The 16653-nt window shown below is 57.1% G+C and carries 17 protein-coding genes; all 17 read left to right on the forward strand.

Annotation, left to right across the window (positions count from 1 at the left end; all coding sequences use genetic code 11):
• Positions 1-9 precede the first annotated feature (9 nt).
• The 17 genes from tsaE to pstA all read left to right on the forward strand — a co-directional run bounded on the left by tsaE (position 10) and on the right by pstA (position 16634).
• A complete protein-coding gene (gene tsaE, locus M0P56_RS01850; protein WP_291508348.1) occupies positions 10-495 on the forward strand; it encodes a tRNA (adenosine(37)-N6)-threonylcarbamoyltransferase complex ATPase subunit type 1 TsaE in 486 nt (161 codons plus the stop codon).
• Positions 485-2275, forward strand: coding sequence for a DNA mismatch repair endonuclease MutL (gene mutL / locus M0P56_RS01855; RefSeq protein WP_291508349.1), 1791 nt, complete (start codon positions 485-487; stop codon positions 2273-2275). Before tsaE ends, mutL begins: the two co-directional genes overlap by 11 nt.
• Positions 2272-3204, forward strand: coding sequence for a tRNA (adenosine(37)-N6)-dimethylallyltransferase MiaA (gene miaA / locus M0P56_RS01860; RefSeq protein ID WP_291508350.1), 933 nt, complete (start codon positions 2272-2274; stop codon positions 3202-3204). Before mutL ends, miaA begins: the two co-directional genes overlap by 4 nt.
• 87 nt (positions 3205-3291) lie before the next feature.
• Positions 3292-3717: a nucleoside-diphosphate kinase gene (ndk, locus tag M0P56_RS01865; protein WP_291509246.1), complete on the forward strand. Its 426-nt coding sequence runs from the start codon at positions 3292-3294 to the stop codon at positions 3715-3717.
• Positions 3718-4809, forward strand: coding sequence for a 23S rRNA (adenine(2503)-C(2))-methyltransferase RlmN (rlmN, locus tag M0P56_RS01870; RefSeq protein WP_291508351.1), 1092 nt, complete (start codon positions 3718-3720; stop codon positions 4807-4809).
• The gene (gene pilW / locus M0P56_RS01875; protein WP_291508352.1) at positions 4806-5651 is read left to right on the forward strand and encodes a type IV pilus biogenesis/stability protein PilW; all 846 of its coding nucleotides are present in this window, start codon (positions 4806-4808) and stop codon (positions 5649-5651) included. Before rlmN ends, pilW begins: the two co-directional genes overlap by 4 nt.
• Positions 5652-5663: 12 nt before the next feature.
• On the forward strand, positions 5664-6635 hold the full coding sequence (locus tag M0P56_RS01880) for a RodZ domain-containing protein (protein WP_291508353.1): 972 nt from the start codon (positions 5664-5666) through the stop codon (positions 6633-6635).
• Positions 6625-7725, forward strand: coding sequence for a flavodoxin-dependent (E)-4-hydroxy-3-methylbut-2-enyl-diphosphate synthase (ispG, locus tag M0P56_RS01885; protein ID WP_291508354.1), 1101 nt, complete (start codon positions 6625-6627; stop codon positions 7723-7725). Before M0P56_RS01880 ends, ispG begins: the two co-directional genes overlap by 11 nt.
• Before the next feature lie 31 nt (positions 7726-7756).
• Positions 7757-9076, forward strand: a complete 1320-nt coding sequence (hisS, locus tag M0P56_RS01890) for a histidine--tRNA ligase (protein WP_291508355.1) — start codon at positions 7757-7759, stop codon at positions 9074-9076.
• Entirely contained in the window at positions 9073-9684 is a 612-nt protein-coding gene (locus M0P56_RS01895; RefSeq protein ID WP_291508356.1) for a tetratricopeptide repeat protein, read from the forward strand. The genes hisS and M0P56_RS01895 overlap by 4 nt, the downstream gene beginning before the upstream one ends.
• Positions 9681-10868 (forward strand): outer membrane protein assembly factor BamB, encoded by a 1188-nt coding sequence (gene bamB / locus M0P56_RS01900; protein ID WP_291508357.1) that lies wholly within the window; start codon positions 9681-9683, stop codon positions 10866-10868. Before M0P56_RS01895 ends, bamB begins: the two co-directional genes overlap by 4 nt.
• Positions 10869-10878: 10 nt before the next feature.
• Positions 10879-12225, forward strand: coding sequence for a ribosome biogenesis GTPase Der (gene der / locus M0P56_RS01905; RefSeq protein WP_291508358.1), 1347 nt, complete (start codon positions 10879-10881; stop codon positions 12223-12225).
• Positions 12226-12642: a hypothetical protein gene (locus M0P56_RS01910; protein WP_291508359.1), complete on the forward strand. Its 417-nt coding sequence runs from the start codon at positions 12226-12228 to the stop codon at positions 12640-12642.
• 275 nt (positions 12643-12917) lie between these two features.
• A complete protein-coding gene (locus M0P56_RS01915; protein WP_291508360.1) occupies positions 12918-13289 on the forward strand; it encodes a DsrE family protein in 372 nt (123 codons plus the stop codon).
• Between the two features lie 265 nt (positions 13290-13554).
• Positions 13555-14643, forward strand: coding sequence for a phosphate ABC transporter substrate-binding protein PstS (gene pstS, locus M0P56_RS01920; RefSeq protein ID WP_291508361.1), 1089 nt, complete (start codon positions 13555-13557; stop codon positions 14641-14643).
• Positions 14644-14766: 123 nt separating this feature from the next.
• Positions 14767-15723 (forward strand): phosphate ABC transporter permease subunit PstC, encoded by a 957-nt coding sequence (pstC, locus tag M0P56_RS01925; RefSeq protein ID WP_291508362.1) that lies wholly within the window; start codon positions 14767-14769, stop codon positions 15721-15723.
• Positions 15723-16634 carry a phosphate ABC transporter permease PstA gene (gene pstA, locus M0P56_RS01930; protein ID WP_291508363.1) on the forward strand — a complete coding sequence of 304 codons (912 nt, stop codon included), beginning with the start codon at positions 15723-15725 and terminating at the stop codon, positions 16632-16634. The genes pstC and pstA overlap by 1 nt, the downstream gene beginning before the upstream one ends.
• Positions 16635-16653 lie beyond the last annotated feature (19 nt).

Below are 16653 nucleotides of genomic sequence, written 5' to 3' on the forward strand. Positions count from 1 at the left end.
GGGGATCTGATGCACTGGGATTTCGCAGATACTGAAGCCTGCCGGGACTGGGGCCGACAGTTTGCCCAGAGCATCCATGTCCCTTTGGTTATTTATCTCGAAGGTGACCTGGGGGTCGGTAAAACCACTTTGGCGCAGGCGATCTTAAAGGCTCTCGGCGTTACCGAGAACATTAAAAGCCCGACCTATACCTTGATGGAATCGTATCCGACCCGCATCGGACCCGCTCTACATCTTGATTTGTATCGTCTGCAAGAGCCGGAGGAGCTGGAATTTATCGGTATTCGCGATTACCTGACAGAACCGGCCTTGTGGCTCGTGGAGTGGCCCGAGCGGGGTGCGGGTTTCCTGCCTGCGGCCGATTTGTCACTCACCCTCCGTATTCTGGACAACGGCAGTCACCGTCTGGAGTGGCCGGGGTATCCGCCCCATGTTCAGGACTGGACCTCTTCCATGACGCCCGCATCCACTCGGAAAATCTGCCATGGCGAATGAGCAGGTGCCCCGCGTTCATCGTTTGGACCGCACCCTCGCCAACCAGATTGCCGCTGGCGAGGTGGTGGAACGCCCTGCCTCTATTCTGAAAGAACTTCTGGAAAACAGCCTGGATGCCGGAGCGACGCGGATTACCATCCATCTGGAGGGTGGTGGGATGGATTTGCTCAGCGTGGAAGATGACGGTGTTGGCATCCTGGCTGAGGATCTGCCCCTGGCCCTGGAGCGCCACGCGACCAGTAAAGTGGCTACTTGGGAGGATCTGCAGGCGATTCATACCATGGGCTTCCGTGGCGAAGCCCTGCCCGCCATTGCTTCGGTTGCGCGCCTGGAAATACTTTCGCGCGCGCGCAGCCAGAATCATGCCGCCCGTCTGCTGGTGATAGGCGGTGCCGCTAGCGCGACCGAGCCATCTGCCAGGGCACCGGGCACTACGGTCCGTGTGGCCGATTTGTTTTTTAACGTGCCAGCACGACGTAAGTTTTTGCGTAGCCCGGCGGCCGAGTTGTCGCGCAATCAAAAGGTGCTGCGCCAGATTGCTTTGGCCAACTTCCCGGTGGCGTTTCAGCTCACCCAGAATGGTCGTTCTCTTGTGCAATTTCCTGCGGCAACGGATGCCGAAAGTCGGGCGGCGCGCGTGGCCACTGTATTGGGGGAAGGTTTTTTGTCTAATGCGCTGTATATCGAACAGGAGGGTCAGGGCTTGTCTCTCAGCGGCTGGCTGGGCCTGCCCACCTACAACCGCGCCCGTGGTGACGAGCAGTATTTTTTCGTCAATGGGCGGCCAGTTCGTGATCCGGTGATTAACCATGCTCTGCGCGCTGCCTATCATGACGTGCTGTTTCAGGACCGCCACCCGCTTTATGTGCTCTATCTGACTTTGCCGCCAGAGCGGGTGGACGTCAACGTACATCCCGCCAAGGCGGAGGTGCGTTTTCGCGACAGCCGCGAGATACACGATTTTCTCTTTCATACTCTGCGGCGAGTCATTGCGGAGCAGGGTGGAGAGCATCCGCACGTCACCATACCGGTTCAGCCTTTGTCCAGGCCGTCGCCACCGGTCCAAAGTTCGGCGCCCGCCACCTATCCGACCCAGCGGCCGCTGAGCGCCGTATGGGATGGGGCAGGCGCTTACTGGGAACGTCTGGTGGCTAATGCCACGTCCCCTGTGCCCACAGCAGAGGTACAGGTTGCCGGGTTTGAGGAATTGGCGCCCAATTACCCCCTTGGCCAGGCTGTGGCACAGATTCACGCCCGTTTCATCCTCGCCCAAAATAGTGAGGGCTTGATCCTCGTCGACCAGCACGCTGCCCACGAGCGCATTCTCTATGAGAAGATGAAGAATGCGTCGCAACAACATGATAAACAGTCATTTATTATTCCGGAATATGTGCATCTAACGGCTGCGCAAATGGCGCGCTTCGACGAGCGACAGACCGATCTGCAAGCAGTGGGGCTGGAAATTAGCGTCGCCGGACCTGGCACACTAGCCATTCATGCGGCCCCCAAAGCTGTTGCGGCCACCACCTATGGGCAGATCGTGTCTGAGCTCCTCGCTGAAGAGCCTGTCTGGGCCGAAGGAGATGGCGACGCTGTCCTCGCCAACATGGCCTGCCGTGCCGCCATTAAAACGAGTCGCCGCCTCAACCTCGAAGAGATGAACAGTCTGTTGCGCCAACTGGAGACCACTCCGCGTTTCGGTCAATGCAATCACGGTCGGCCGACGGTGGTGCATTTCTCGCTGGCCGATCTCGACCGCCTTTTTCTGCGCGGGCGATGATTCCCGCCATTTTTCTGATGGGTCCGACCGCCAGCGGCAAAACCGAGTTGGCCCTGAGTCTTGCGGATGCGCTGCCCGTGGAGATTATCAGTGTTGATTCGTTACTGGTATATCGTCATTTCGATATCGGCAGTGCCAAACCCAGCCTCGCCCTGCGCCGGCAATATCCCCACGCGCTGGTCGATATCCGGGAGCCCGACGAGCCTTATTCGGCGGGCCTGTTTCACGAAGATGCCCTGCGCCGCATTACACTGGCTCGGGAGCGCGGTCGCATCCCGCTGCTGGTCGGTGGCACAGGCCTATATTTTCGCGCGCTGGAGCGCGGCATTGATGCGCTACCCCCCGCCGATCCCACCTTGCGCCAGAGTCTGATGGCGGCAGCAGAGACGGCGGGATGGCCCGCACTACACCAGCGCCTCGCGACCCTGGATCCGGAAACCGCTGCGGGTATCGCCCCCCATGACCGGCAACGCATTCAACGCGCCTTGGAAATCATCCTCGGTTCAGGGCAAGCGATCAGCGGGTCGCGCGGCTGGCGGGGTGCGTTCCCCGGCCCGCTCTGCAAAATCATCCTGCGTCCGCCAAGAAGCTGGCTGCATCAGCGTATCACACAGCGCTTTGACATCATGCTGAACGCAGGATTTCTGGACGAAATTGCCGACCTGCGCGCGCGTCACTACGCGCCGGAGTTACCCGCCATGCGCGCCGTGGGTTACCGCCAATATTTCGCCTGGCATGACGGCCTCTGCAGCGCCGCAGAAGCTTACCAGGCGGCACTGGCGGCGACCCGCCAACTGGCCAAGCGCCAGGATACATGGTTTAAGAGGGAATCGGCGCATTATTATCTCGATCCATCCAGCGACGACGCATCCTCTCTGCTGTTGCAGATGGTCACCCGATCCGGGCAGCAGGATTCTGCGCAGTCCTGACACTCAACTTCCGCGCGCCGGATTGCCAGCGAATACGCAGAATGCTAGCCTATGCCCACTCTGACTTTTGCCCCCATTGAGGATATTATGGCTGTTGAGCGCACTCTTTCCATCATCAAACCCGACGCCGTTCGAAAAAATGCCATCGGCGCCATTCTTGGTCGCTTCGAACAGGCAGGCCTGCGTGTCGCTGCCACGAAGATGATGCACCTCAGCCGTGATGAGGCAGGTGGTTTTTATGCGGTACATAAAGCACGACCGTTTTACGGTGAGTTGTGCGACTTCATGTGCAGTGGTCCGGTAGTGGTTTCGGTACTGGAAGGCGAGGGCGCCATTGCCAAAAACCGTGACTTGATGGGCGCCACCAACCCCAAAGATGCCGCTGCAGGGACGATTCGTGCTGATTTTGCTGACAGCATTGACGCCAATGCCGTGCATGGCTCAGACAGTGCTGAGACCGCAGCATGGGAAATCAGTTACTTTTTTGGTCAACGGGAGATTTTTTCGCGCTGAATGATGGGCGATTCTTCGGTAGTTGCTCCGGCCGAACGGCCACATCTGCTGGGACTGGATCGCCAGTCCCTCGCTGAATTGCTGCGTACCTGGGGAGAGTCCCCCTTTCGTGCCAACCAGATTTTGCAATGGCTGCATACCCGTCAGGTAACGGATTTCGCGGCCATGACCAACATCAGTAAAGCCCTCCGCGCGCGTCTCGCCGCAGAAACCCGCATCGACGCGCCGGAAATTATCGCTGACCAACTGGCGGCAGACCGCACGCGTAAATGGCTGCTCGCGCTGCCCGATGGCAATGCCATAGAAACGGTTTTTATTCCTGAAGATGATCGTGGCACGCTGTGTATTTCTTCTCAGGTGGGCTGTTCGCTGGCTTGCAGTTTCTGTGCCACCGGCGCGCAAGGGCTGAGCCGTAACCTGGAAACCCACGAAATCATTGCGCAGGTGCGCGTGGCGCGCCGCTTGTTGGGCCTGGATGCTATCACCAATATCGTCTTCATGGGTATGGGCGAACCGCTGCTCAATTTACGCCAGGTGTTACCGGCGCTGAATTTGTTGCGCGATGATTACGCTTACGGCCTTGGCGCGCGACGTATTACGGTCAGCACGGCAGGTGTGGTGCCCGGCATGGATCGGCTAGGTGCGGAAAGCCCAGTCAATCTGGCCATCAGTTTGCATGCCAGCCGCGACGATATCCGCGATGTTCTCGTGCCAGTAAACCGCCACTATCCGCTGGCGGAGTTGCTCGCTGCCTGTCGCCGCTATCCCTTGCCGCCCCGACGCCGCATCACCTTCGAATATGTGATGCTGGATGGTATCAATGATGCCGATACCCATGCCAGGGAACTCCTCCGCTTACTGCGAGATATCCCTGCCATGGTAAATTTAATCCCCTTTAATCCTTTTCCCGGTTCGGGTTATAAACGATCACCACAAGCGCGTATCGATGCTTTCCGCAACATTATCCTGCGGGGCGACGTGATGACGGTTACGCGCCGGCCCCGTGGCGATGACATCGCCGCCGCCTGCGGCCAATTGGCTGGACAGGTACACGACGGTCGGCGCAGTGTTCCCTTGGCGCTGCATTCATGAGAACGCTTTTGGGATTGGCTATTGGCGCCCTGCTGCTGAGTGGGTGCGGGCTCTTTGGCGAAAAAGGGGCGGAGCTGACACCTGACCAGCAAATGGCCGCGTATATTGCGCACGAGCACAAGGCCAATGTCTCCTCTTCAGGCTTCAAGCCGGCCGCCACTAACACCGATAAGGCCAAGGCGGGCATCTATACCGCTCTTGGTGCGGCTTATTTGCAGGATGGCCATCCCCGGCAGGCGATCCGCGAATTGCAGTTGGCGATCTCCGATAACGGCAATTATGCTGACGCATATAATGTCATGGGATTGGCGTATGCGCAGTTGCAGCAGAATGAATTAGCACGCGCTGCCTTCCGCAAGGCACTCTCTATAGATTCAAAAAATCCCGAGTACCTCAATAATTATGGTGCTTTTCTCGTCAAGTCCGGTAGTTATGCGGAAGCACTCGTCGACTTGAAACGGGCCACGGCTGATCCTTTGTATAGTACGCCGCAGTTTGCCTGGACCAACCTCGCACAGGCTTACGCAGGGCTCAATGACTTGTCGGCGGCACGCGATGCCCTGAACCGTGCACTTTATCTGGTACCCAACTATCCGCCCGCTTTGCAAATGCTCGCCGAGCTGGATTTTAAGGATGGTAAAGCAGATGCTGCTTTCGCGCACTTGCAGGTGGTCCTGGCACAAGAACCCGATAACGCCAATGCACTTTTGCTGGCGGGGCAAGTCGCCGCCCAACAGGGGCGAACAACGCAGGCCCAGTCTTTTTGGCAGCGTTGCGTGACGGCTTCGCCCTATTCCGCAGCGGGTAAGCGAGCGCAGCAATTATTGCTGCAAAACGGTTGAGGCGGCGAAGCCATGGAACCAACAATAGAAAGCGGGATTTATCAGGACTTACGGGTGGCGCGGGAGGGACATGGCTGGAGCCTTCGCCAAGTCGCCGAGCGATTGCATATCACTGAGGCACAGGTGAAAGGTTTGGAAGAAGGAGACTACACCGCGCTGCCCGGCGCGGCCTTCGCACGTGGTTTTCTGAAGAATTATGCGCGTCTGCTGGACCTGAATCCGGAACCTCTTCTGAAGACCTATGACGCCTCCAATGAGGGTTCAGGGCTACACCCATCGAAAAACGTGCTGCCCAGCAATGAAGGCCCGTTGCTGGATTATAGTCGACGCATGTTGTTTTTTTCCGTGTGGATTGTGATAGCCGTTATTGTGGCAGCCTGGTGGTTCTGGAGTCAGCAGCAGGCGCAGAGCTTGCCTAGCACGAAAGCATCGCCGGCGGTGGAGATGCAACCGACGGCTTCGGCGACGGTTGCGCCCAGCGCATCATCCGTCGCCTTGGTGCCGAATACCGTGGCTCGGAACCAGACGGTAGCGCTCAGCCAGTCCGCTGCGCCAGTCGCAGCAACCCAATCTGTAGCCCTAGCGACGAATCATGGGCTGGCGTTTCAGTTCAGCGCGGACTGTTGGGTGCAGGTCAAGGACTCCTCCGGGAAAACCTTGTTGGCTGTCCTGGGACGTCGTGGCGATATCTTGCGTGTTGATTCCGGCACTCCGCCATATCACGTCCTGGTAGGAAAAGCCAGCGCTGTTGTCATCAGTTATAACAATAAGCCGGTGCCATTGCCATCCAATGCGCTGGATGTGGCCAGATTGCAGATCGGTAGCGCACCAGCCTTCAGTGCTCCTGTCGGGGGCGCGCACGTTATAGCCGATACCCACAGTGCGGCGTCATCCCCCGCACAACCAGTAGCCAGTGCGGTTTCATCACCCGTTGCGGTATCCAGTACCGCAGCCGTTTCCAGCGAGGTTTTCCATGCACCATGAATCTCCCATTCGGCGTCGTAAGACCCGGCAAATTCACGTTGGCAAGGTAGCGATTGGCGGCGATGCACCGATCAGCGTGCAAAGCATGACCAATACGGAGACCCGCGACGTCGCAGCCACGGTTGCGCAAATCCGGCGCCTGGAGGCAGTAGGTGCCGATATCGTCCGGGTGTCGGTACCGAGCATGGATGCTGCTGAGGCCTTCAAAGCCATCCGCAGCCAGGTGGAAACCCCTCTGGTTGCCGACATCCATTTCGATCACCGCATAGCTTTGCAGGTGATGGCAGATGGCGTCGATGGCCTGCGCATCAACCCCGGAAATATCGGCTCTCTGGACAAAACCCGGCTGGTGGTGGAAATGGCCAGGGACAAGGGCATCCCTATCCGTATCGGTGTCAACGCCGGGTCGCTGGAAAAGGATATTCAGGAGAAGTACGGGGAGCCGACGCCGGAAGCACTGGTGGAGTCTGCCTTGCGCCATGTCAGCATTCTCGACGAGTTAAATTTTCACGACGTGAAGATCAGCGTTAAGGCCTCCGATGTTTTTCTCGCTGTAAACGCATACCGGCTACTCTCGGAAAAGGTGGACTACCCGCTGCACCTAGGGATTACCGAAGCAGGCGGTCTGCGCTCCGGCACCGTCAAATCCGCCATCGGGCTGGGCCTGCTCCTGCGGGACGGGATCGGCGATACCATCCGGATTTCCCTCGCGGCGGATCCTGTCGAGGAAATTCGTGTCGGCTTCGATATTCTGAAAAGTCTGCACTTGCGCCAGAAAGGCATTAATCTGATCGCCTGTCCGTCCTGTTCCCGTCAGGAGTTTGACGTAATCACCACCATCAACGCCCTGGAAGCGCGTCTGGAAGACATACTCGAACCCATGGATGTCTCGGTGATCGGCTGCGTAGTCAACGGCATTGGCGAGGCGAAAGAGGCCGATATCGGCCTGGCCGGTGGTGATAAACGCAGCATCCTCTACTATCGCGGCAAGCAGGTCGACCGGGTGGAGAACAACGACATCGTCGATGTGCTGGAAAAGCGCATTCGCGCGGAAATCGCCGAGCGGCAGGCAGCGCGACATGATGCCTGAGGCTTCCGTATGCTGAAAACGGCGAGTATGCATGGCGAGTAAAACGCTGCAGGCCGTGCGTGGTATGAATGATATTTTTCCGGAAGAGAGCGCGGGTTGGCAGGCACTGGAAAGGGACCTGCGGACGCTGCTGGCACTCTACGCCTACGGCGAAGTGCGTTTGCCACTCGTGGAATCGACGGAACTGTTTGCTCGCGCCATCGGCGATGTGACCGATATCGTCCAGAAAGAGATGTATACCTTTGCCGACCGCAATGGGGATAGTCTCACCCTGCGACCGGAGGGGACGGCGGGGTGCGTGCGTGCCGCAATTCAGGCCCAGAGCATGCGCGGCCAGACCCCGCGTTATTATTATATGGGGCCGATGTTTCGTCATGAGCGGCCGCAAAAGGGCCGCTATCGGCAGTTTTACCAACTGGGTGTGGAGGTTTTCGGGCTGTCGGCGGCGAGTACCGATGCGGAGGTTATCGCCCTGTCGGCGCGAATTTTGCGGACGGCTGGTGTTACTGCTTCGTTGCAGATCAATTCTCTGGGGAGTCCAGTAGCACGTGCCAATTACAGAGCCTTGCTCCTGGGCTATCTGCGCCCGAGACGTGCGGAACTTTGTGCCGACTGTCAGGAGCGTATGGAACGCAACCCGCTTCGCGTGCTGGACTGCAAAGTACCCACTTGTCAGAACGTCGCACACGCGGCCCCGCATCTGGCGGACCATTTGGACGAAGACTCTGCAGCCCATTTCGCCCTGTTGCAGTCGCTGCTGACAGCGCTCGATATCCCTTACCAACTCAATCATAGCCTAGTACGCGGCCTGGATTACTATAACCGCACGGTCTTCGAATGGGTGACCGATGTGCTTGGTGCGCAAGGCACGGTACTGGCCGGTGGTCGTTATGATGGCTTGGTCGCCCAGTTGGGTGGTGCCGACACACCGGCGATCGGATTTGCCGTAGGGCTCGAAAGATTACTCGCTTTACAGGTGCTGCAGGGGAGGGGGGTAGAGGCACCCCATCCTTTGCTATTTATTGGCGCCCTGGAGGATGCTGCGGTTGCCCGCGCGTGGCAAATTGCCGAGAAATTGCGCGACGAAGGCATCTCCGTCGTCACTGGCGGCCCCGCCAACTTCAAGAACATTCTGAAGCAGGCAGAACGTTCCCGCGCCAGATTCCAGGCCATTATCGGCGCGGAACAACTTACTGGTGCGGCGCTGATCCTTAAGGAACAGGGCGGGGAGGGCCACTGGCAGGGTAATCTTGACGCATTGCACACGGGTCTGCGCTGCCTTGGCGTTGATTTCCCGCAGTCTGCCCCCCATACTGTACGCAATTTTGCCACAGCCAGAACCCCATCGTGACCGGTCCACAACTCTCCGAAGTCCTTTATCGCCATCGAATCTCCCTCATCGCGGGCACCATTATTGTACTGCTTGCGGCAATGGGTTTTTTCGGCTACGAAAAATACCAACGCCATCAAATGCAACATGCTGCCGTACTTTATAATGAACTGGTGGATACCCTCGTCGCCGGGCAGACCAGTACGGCACGCGCCAGTGCGGATACCCTGGTACATCAATATGGGCGCACGCCCTACGCCACTTTCGCCCACTTTTTTTTGGCGCGTATGGACAGTGAAGGCGGCCATATCCCCGCGGCGGAAACGGAGCTGAATATCGTCATCCAAAGCGAAAGTGCCCCGAGGGGCCTGAAGAGTATGGCGAGGCTCAGTCTGGCCCGGCTCTATGTGGAACAGAAACAGGCACAAAAGGCACTGGGTTTACTGAAGGTGCCGGATGCGGCTTTCGCCACCCTGCAGGATGAAATCCAGGGGGACGCCTATGTGGCACTCCATCAGGACGGTCAAGCTATGCGGGCTTATCAGTCGGCTATAGCCGCGCTTCCAGCCGTTGATCCTTACCGCAACTACCTGCAGATGAAGATGGCTAATATCGGAGTGGCGCCATGACCTTGCGAATTTCCCTCTTCTCCTCCTGGCGTCTGATGGTGTTGGGTTTCCTGGCGATCCTGTTAAACGGCTGTGGCATCATGTCCTGGTTCCATTCCACCCCAGCCCCCAAGGCACCCCCACCCCTTGCCAAGGGGCAGGATAAAGTATCGTTTTCTACGGAATGGCAGTCCCGCCTCTATGGCATTTGGCAAGTCAATCCGTATCAGGGAACAGTGATTGCACATGGCAGAGGGCAAATTGTAGTTGCTGATGCCTCCGGTCACCTGGTCAGTATGACGGAAGGTGGCCACCAGATGTGGATGCGTAGTCTGGATGGCAAAACAGTGCGTGGTCCAACGCTGGCAGATGGTGTGGTTTACGCGGGGACCGATGCGGGCAGAGTCTATGCGTTTGCCGCCAAAGATGGACACAAGCTCTGGGCTGTACAGCTGAGTTCTGAAGTGCTCACACCGGTGGTCGCTGTGGATGGACATCTTTTGGTGCAGACGGTAGATGGTCATCTGTGGGCACTTGACCCTAAAGATGGCAAGGTGCAATGGACGTTCTCCGTGAATGTACCGTCCCTCATCCTGCGCGCAGTGGCTACGCCTACGGTGCATGCCGGGGTGGTGTATGCCGGTTTTGCCGATGGAACGGTGGTGGCGCTCAGTTTGTCGTCTGGTGCAGAGCTCTGGCGGGCGCAGGTCGCCTTGGCACATGGCAGCAATGAATTGGCGCGTATGGTAGATGTGGCTGCAAGCCCGGTGATCTCGAAGGATCAGGTCATTGCTGCCGCCTATCAGGGGAATCTGGCTGCTTATGCGTTGCAGGGGGGTACCCAGAACTGGAGCGTGCCGATGTCCGTCTACCAGACCCCTGTGCTGGACGATGGTCATCTTTTTGTCGCCGATGCGGACGGCCGGATATCCTCTGTAGACCCCAGCTCCGGCAATGTGCTTTGGCGCAATGACCACTTGAGTGGGCACTACATGACCGGTTTTGGTCGGTGTGGCAGTGACTTGCTGGCGACGGATAATGCGGGATATCTCTACGTCATTGATCCGCTGACGGGGCACCGGATCGGCCAGACGCGGCTGTCCGACAGCGGTATTCAGAGCACGCCCGCCTGTCTGGGAAATGGCCAGATTCTTGCCCTCAGCGATGCGGGCACCTTGTATCGAATTCTGCTGGCAAAGCGCTAAGGCTCCATTCATGACTGCGGTTATCGCCCTGGTGGGGCGCCCCAATGTGGGTAAATCCACTTTTTTCAATCGCCTGACGCGCACCCGCGAGGCCCTGGTGGCGGATTTCCCAGGGCTCACCCGGGATCGCCACTATGGTACTGCGCAATTTGAGGGGCACCAGTATCTGGTGGTGGATACTGGCGGTTTTGAGCCGGAAGAGCGGGATGGCTTGGTGGCGGCCATGGCCATACAGACTCGTCTCGCTATTACTGAGGCCGATGCCATTTGCTTTCTGGTAGATGCTAAAGAAGGTCTCTCGGCTCAGGATACAGAAATCGCCGAGGAGCTGCGCCGCAGTGGTAAATCCATTTATCTGGTCGTTAACAAGATGGACGCGAAAGGCGCTGTGAGCGAGTTTCCTGAGTTTTATCGACTTGGTCTGGGCATACCCTACACTATCTCTGCGGCCCATGGGCACGGCGTTGAACCGCTGTTAGAGGCGATTTTCTCTGACTTGCCTACACCAGAAGAAGAAGCCGCCGAGGCGGCGGGGAAGGGGCCGCGCATTGCCATGCTCGGTCGGCCCAACGTGGGCAAATCGACGCTGGTCAACGCAATGCTGGGTGAAAAGCGTGTCCTCGTTTTTGACGAGCCTGGCACCACCCGGGATAGCATCCGCATTCCTTATGAGCGCCAGGGCAAGCCCTACGTCATGATTGATACCGCGGGTATGCGGCGCCGCGCCAGAGTGGGCGAAGGGCTTGAAAAGCTCAGCGTGTTGAAGACCCTGAGTGCACTGCGTGAAGCGGATGTGGTCCTGCTGGTGCTTGATGCGCATCTGGGTATCGCCGAGCAGGACGCCCACCTGGTAGGTGTGGCGGTCGAGCTGGGGCGTCCCATTGTGGTGGTGGTCAACAAGTGGGACGGGATGGAGCCCGAACAGCGCAAGGCGGTAAAGCAAGAACTGGAAAGACGGCTGGACTTTATTAAGTATGCGCCGATCTACACCATTTCCGCCCTGCATGGCACGGGTGTGGGTGATCTCTATAAGAGTATTGATCAGCTATGGATTGATTCTCGCCGCCATTTCTCCACAGGCGAGCTGAATCGGGCGCTGGCCGAGGTGATCGAGACCCATCAACCACCCATGGTTGGCGGGCGCCGCATCAAACTGCGTTATTGTCATCAGGGGGGAGAAAACCCCATCACCTTGGTGTTTCACGGTAACCAACTGACGCGTCTGCCCGGTACTTACAAGCGTTATTTGGAGAGCGCCTTTCGGCGGGCGCTCCATTTGGAATCCGTACCCTTGCGTCTGGTCTTCCGTCAGGGAGAAAATCCCTATGATCCGCAGGCGAGAAAAGGGAAGCACTGAATGACAGAGCGCATCTCGGGCTGGTGGCGCTGGGCCATGGTGGCCGTGTGCATTTATATGGCGATATGGATAAGTAATCGTTATCTACTCGTTAACCCGCAGGTGATCTGGGTGTGGGCCGGCGAGTACGCACTCTGGGCCGCCATAACACTGGGCGCCATTGCCCGCTTTTTTCCGGCCTTGACGCCTTATGGTTGGCGGCCGGTGACCATCCTCCTGGGTGCGATGCTCTCAGGGCTGGAAATTTTTATTGGGGCAGGACCTGGCACGAAGGTGCGTGTGGACGAATGGATGACAGCACTCATCGGTATCGCCGGGGTCGCCATCCTTGCCCGTGTTTTGCCCGCCGCTATCACGCGTTTTTGGTTTGGTCAGGAGGTGATTCGTCAGGGACCGCTTCCCCGTCCGCCACGCTGAGGCGGACGAGACGGGTAACGGCGGATATGATATTGAACGTCAGTTGACTGTGCACGGTTATGCGAGTGCGGCAAAGATGGCCGATGGGCTAGTAGCCCTCTGGTGCGGAGCAGGGAAACGGCGGGATATAAAAAAGCAGTGTCATAAAGATCGCCTTGGCGTGTTGAGCACGAATTCGGCATCACGGGTGACCTGCGCTATAATGCACAGAGTTACGGGCAAAGGGTTCCCGCGCCCGCGCTGTTATCCGTTCACCGTTCGTCAGGAGGTATAAAATGTCTGAAGCAGCTGATCTCGTTATTATCCTTATTACTGGTCCGGAGAATCCCAAGCGTCTGCCTTCTGCCTTTTTTCTCGCTGCCACGGCTGCCGCAGCGGAGCAAAAAGTGGTGATGTATTTTACTGGCCCAGCCACGGAATTGCTGGCTAAGGGTAAGGCCGAGACCATATTTCCCATGGCCGGTGGCAAGAGCGTTGCTGATTTCATGAAACTGGCTGAGGACAACGGCGTGCAGATTATCGGTTGTCTGCAATCGCTGGAACTCAACGGCATGACCAAAGATGACCTGGCCAAACCCATTCCTATGATGAATCCGAGCGCTGCTTTACCGTCTCTGGCCGCCGCCGGACGGATTCTGACTTGGTAGCTGGAGTCGGTCGTTACGTTTAAACACCTTGGAGCCCGTTCTGTTGACGGGCTTTGCTTATATCCATCGCCTGCTGAGAGCCATATTATGATATCGGTATCCTGGTTGTCATAAAAATGTCATAAATGGTTCATTAAAGTGTCATATTGCCATGTTAGATTGCTCTTCGAGTTTCGCTGGCAATAGTATTTTTATGCTATCTGTATGCGAGATGTTCGATGGGTCAGCCGTAAATCAACGTATTTGCCATCTTTGGAGGCCTTATATGCTGTATCACTTGAAGAAAGAAGTGTCGCGTAGTGTCAAAGGCGCTGTAATTCTATCCGCGCTGGGCCTTTCCGCCCTGTGCGCCCTGCCCGCGTCGGCGGCTCCGACCATCTCGCTGCTGGAAACCGGCTCCACGCTGCTGTACCCGCTTTTCAATCTGTGGGTTCCTGTATACACCAAGATGAATCCGGGTGTTCAGATCACCACCCAGGGCACGGGCAGCGGTACCGGCATCGCTGAGGCAATCTCCGGTGTGGCCCAGATCGGCGCTTCTGACGCCTACATGAGCGATGCGCAGATCAAGCAGCATCCCAATATCCTGAACATCCCGCTGGCCATCTCCATTCAGATGATCAATTACAATGTTCCCGGCCTGAACAATGTGCATCTGAAGCTGTCCGGTCCGGTGCTCGCGGGCATCTATTCCGGCAAAATCACTAACTGGAACGACGCGGCCATTGCCAAGCTGAATCCCGGTGTGAAGCTCCCCAACCACAAGATTATTCCGGTGCATCGTACCGATGGTTCCGGCGACACCTTCATTTTTACCACCTATCTGTCTGATACGACCCCTGCATGGAGCAATAGCGTGGGTTACAGCACGACGGTGAGCTGGCCGGCGGTTCCCGGTGGCATCGGTGCGGAAGGCAACCCCGGTATGGTACAGGCCCTGAAGACGACACCTTACGGCATCGCCTATATCGGCATCAGTTGGAAGAAGCCGGTGGAAGAGGCCCATCTGGGGATGGCCATGCTGGAAAACCGCGCCGGCAAGTTTGTGCTGCCGACGGTGGCGAATGCCAAGGCCGCAGCGGGTGAAATGGTCAACAAGACCCCGGCCGACGAGCGGATCAGCCTGGTCTATGCGCCGGGTACTAATTCTTACCCTATCATCAACTACGAGTACGCAATCGTTAGCAAGACCCAGCCCAATGCTGAAGTTGCCGCTGGCATGCGCAAGTTCCTGAACTGGGCTATTGATCCGAAGGGTGGTAATGCGCCACACTTCATCACTGCGGTGAATTTTGTGCCGCTACCAGGTAGTGCTGCGGAGCTTTCCCGCAAACAGATCGCGGAAATCAAGTAAAGATTGTGCCGGAGCCGGGGTTCGTCCCCGGCTTTTCCATACCCAATGCAGGATCCCTCCGTATATTCTTATGATTATTGATGCTGACTATTCAGATGCTGTAGACGCTGGGAGATTCCTGAAATGAAAATTCCTGTGTTCAGGGCAGGATTGATCGCCACAGCCAGTTTTTTACCACTTTCATTAATTGCACTGATCGCTTTTTTGGCGGTTTATTCCTGGCCCGCCATTCAGTTTAATCAATTTCAATTCCTGTGGACCAACGACTGGAATTTGGGGAATCTTTACGGTAACCCGATGACAGTACACGGCGCACAGATTATGCCAGGGGCCAAGTACGGCATTTGGTTTTTGGTCGTCGGTACTGTGGTCAGTTCGGCACTGGCCATGTTGATGGCGATGCCCATTGCCATTGGCGCGGCATACTTCTTGAGTGAAGGAGTGCGTAAATCCTGGGCCGGTCCCTTATCTCTTTTCGTGGACTTGCTGGCGGCCATTCCCAGCGTCGTTTACGGATTGTGGGGATATGCGCTGCTGGTACCACTGTTTGGGCAGACGATTTTTCCCTTCATGGCTAAGACGTTTTCTTTTATCCCTTTCCTGAATGGTGATCCAGGCAGCGGTTATGGGCTGCTCACCTCGGCTTTTGTACTGGCGGTGATGATCATTCCTTTGATTTCTGCCACCCTGCGCGAGTCCATCCGGATGACCGTGCCCGAATTGAAGGAGGCTGGCCTGAGCCTGGGTTTAAATCGCCTGGAGGTATTCTGGCATATTACCTTGCCTAAACTGAAGACGGTATTGATCGGCGTGGGTATTCTCGCCTTGGGTCGGGCCTTGGGAGAAACTATGGCTGTTCTCATGGTCAGTGGTAATGCCCTGAATTATCTGCCTAATAACATTTACGCGCCGATCTCCACCATGGCCGCATTTATTGCCTCGCAACTGGACAGCGCGCTGCAGGATCCGACGAATATGGCCGTGGAGGCCCTTTCTGAAATCGCTCTCGTGCTGCTGCTCATTACAGTGGTGGTGAATTTTGCGGCGCGTTTACTGTTATGGATGGCGAGGGTGCGCTGATGGCGAGCAAGGCGATTGAGCGCAACATCGGCGTCAGAGCAAGCGCGAAAAGCTTCAAAGTGTCTTTATCACGACGCGTGATGACAGCATTTGCCTGGATGTTCGTCGTATTTTCATTTCTTTTTGTCGCGGCGATGTTCGTTTCCATTATCGGAGACGTGCTCATTCACGCATGGCCGGCGCTGACCCCAAAATTGTTAACGGATATTACCAACGGTATTGGTGGTGGTCTTAAAAACGCTATCGAGGGAACCATGGTCATGTCTGTCGGAGCGTTGCTCCTGGCGGCGCCGATCGGCATTGCCTCCGGCATATATTTGAGTGAGCATGGCCATGGCGGCGCCGGAAAAATGCTGCGCTTTCTTTCGGACGTGTTGGTTGGTATACCATCCATCGTACTGGGCTATGTCGGCTACATCACCATGGTTATTTATCTGGGTTGGCAGTTCTCTGTGGCGGCGGGCATCATCACCCTGACCGTCATGTTGCTACCCTACATTGCCCGCTCCACGGAGTTGGCGCTCACCAATATTCCTCTGGCGGTGCGCGAAGCCGGTTATGGGCTGGGCGCAGGGGAGGGGCGCGTCGTGCTGCGCATTCTGTTGCCTGGGGCCGCGCCGGCGATTTTGACGGGGCTTTTCTACGCAGTCGCTCTGTCCATGGGAGAAACCGCTCCTCTGTTATATACAGCGGGTTGGTCCAATTACATGTGGAATGGCCAGTTTACCAAAGAACCGATCGGTTATCTGACTTACGTCGTCTGGACCTTCATCAACGAACCCTTTGCGGAATCCCACATGCTTGCATTTGCGGCGGCTTTCCTGATTACCGCAGGCGTGTTGATCCTGATTTTGATCGGTCGCTGGTTACTAGTACGCGGACAACGCCGTATGGGTGCCTATCAGGGGTAACCCCGCCGCCGGCCCTGCC

The sequence above is a fragment of the Acidithiobacillus sp. genome (genome assembly GCF_023229925.1).
Classification (GTDB): domain Bacteria; phylum Pseudomonadota; class Gammaproteobacteria; order Acidithiobacillales; family Acidithiobacillaceae; genus Acidithiobacillus.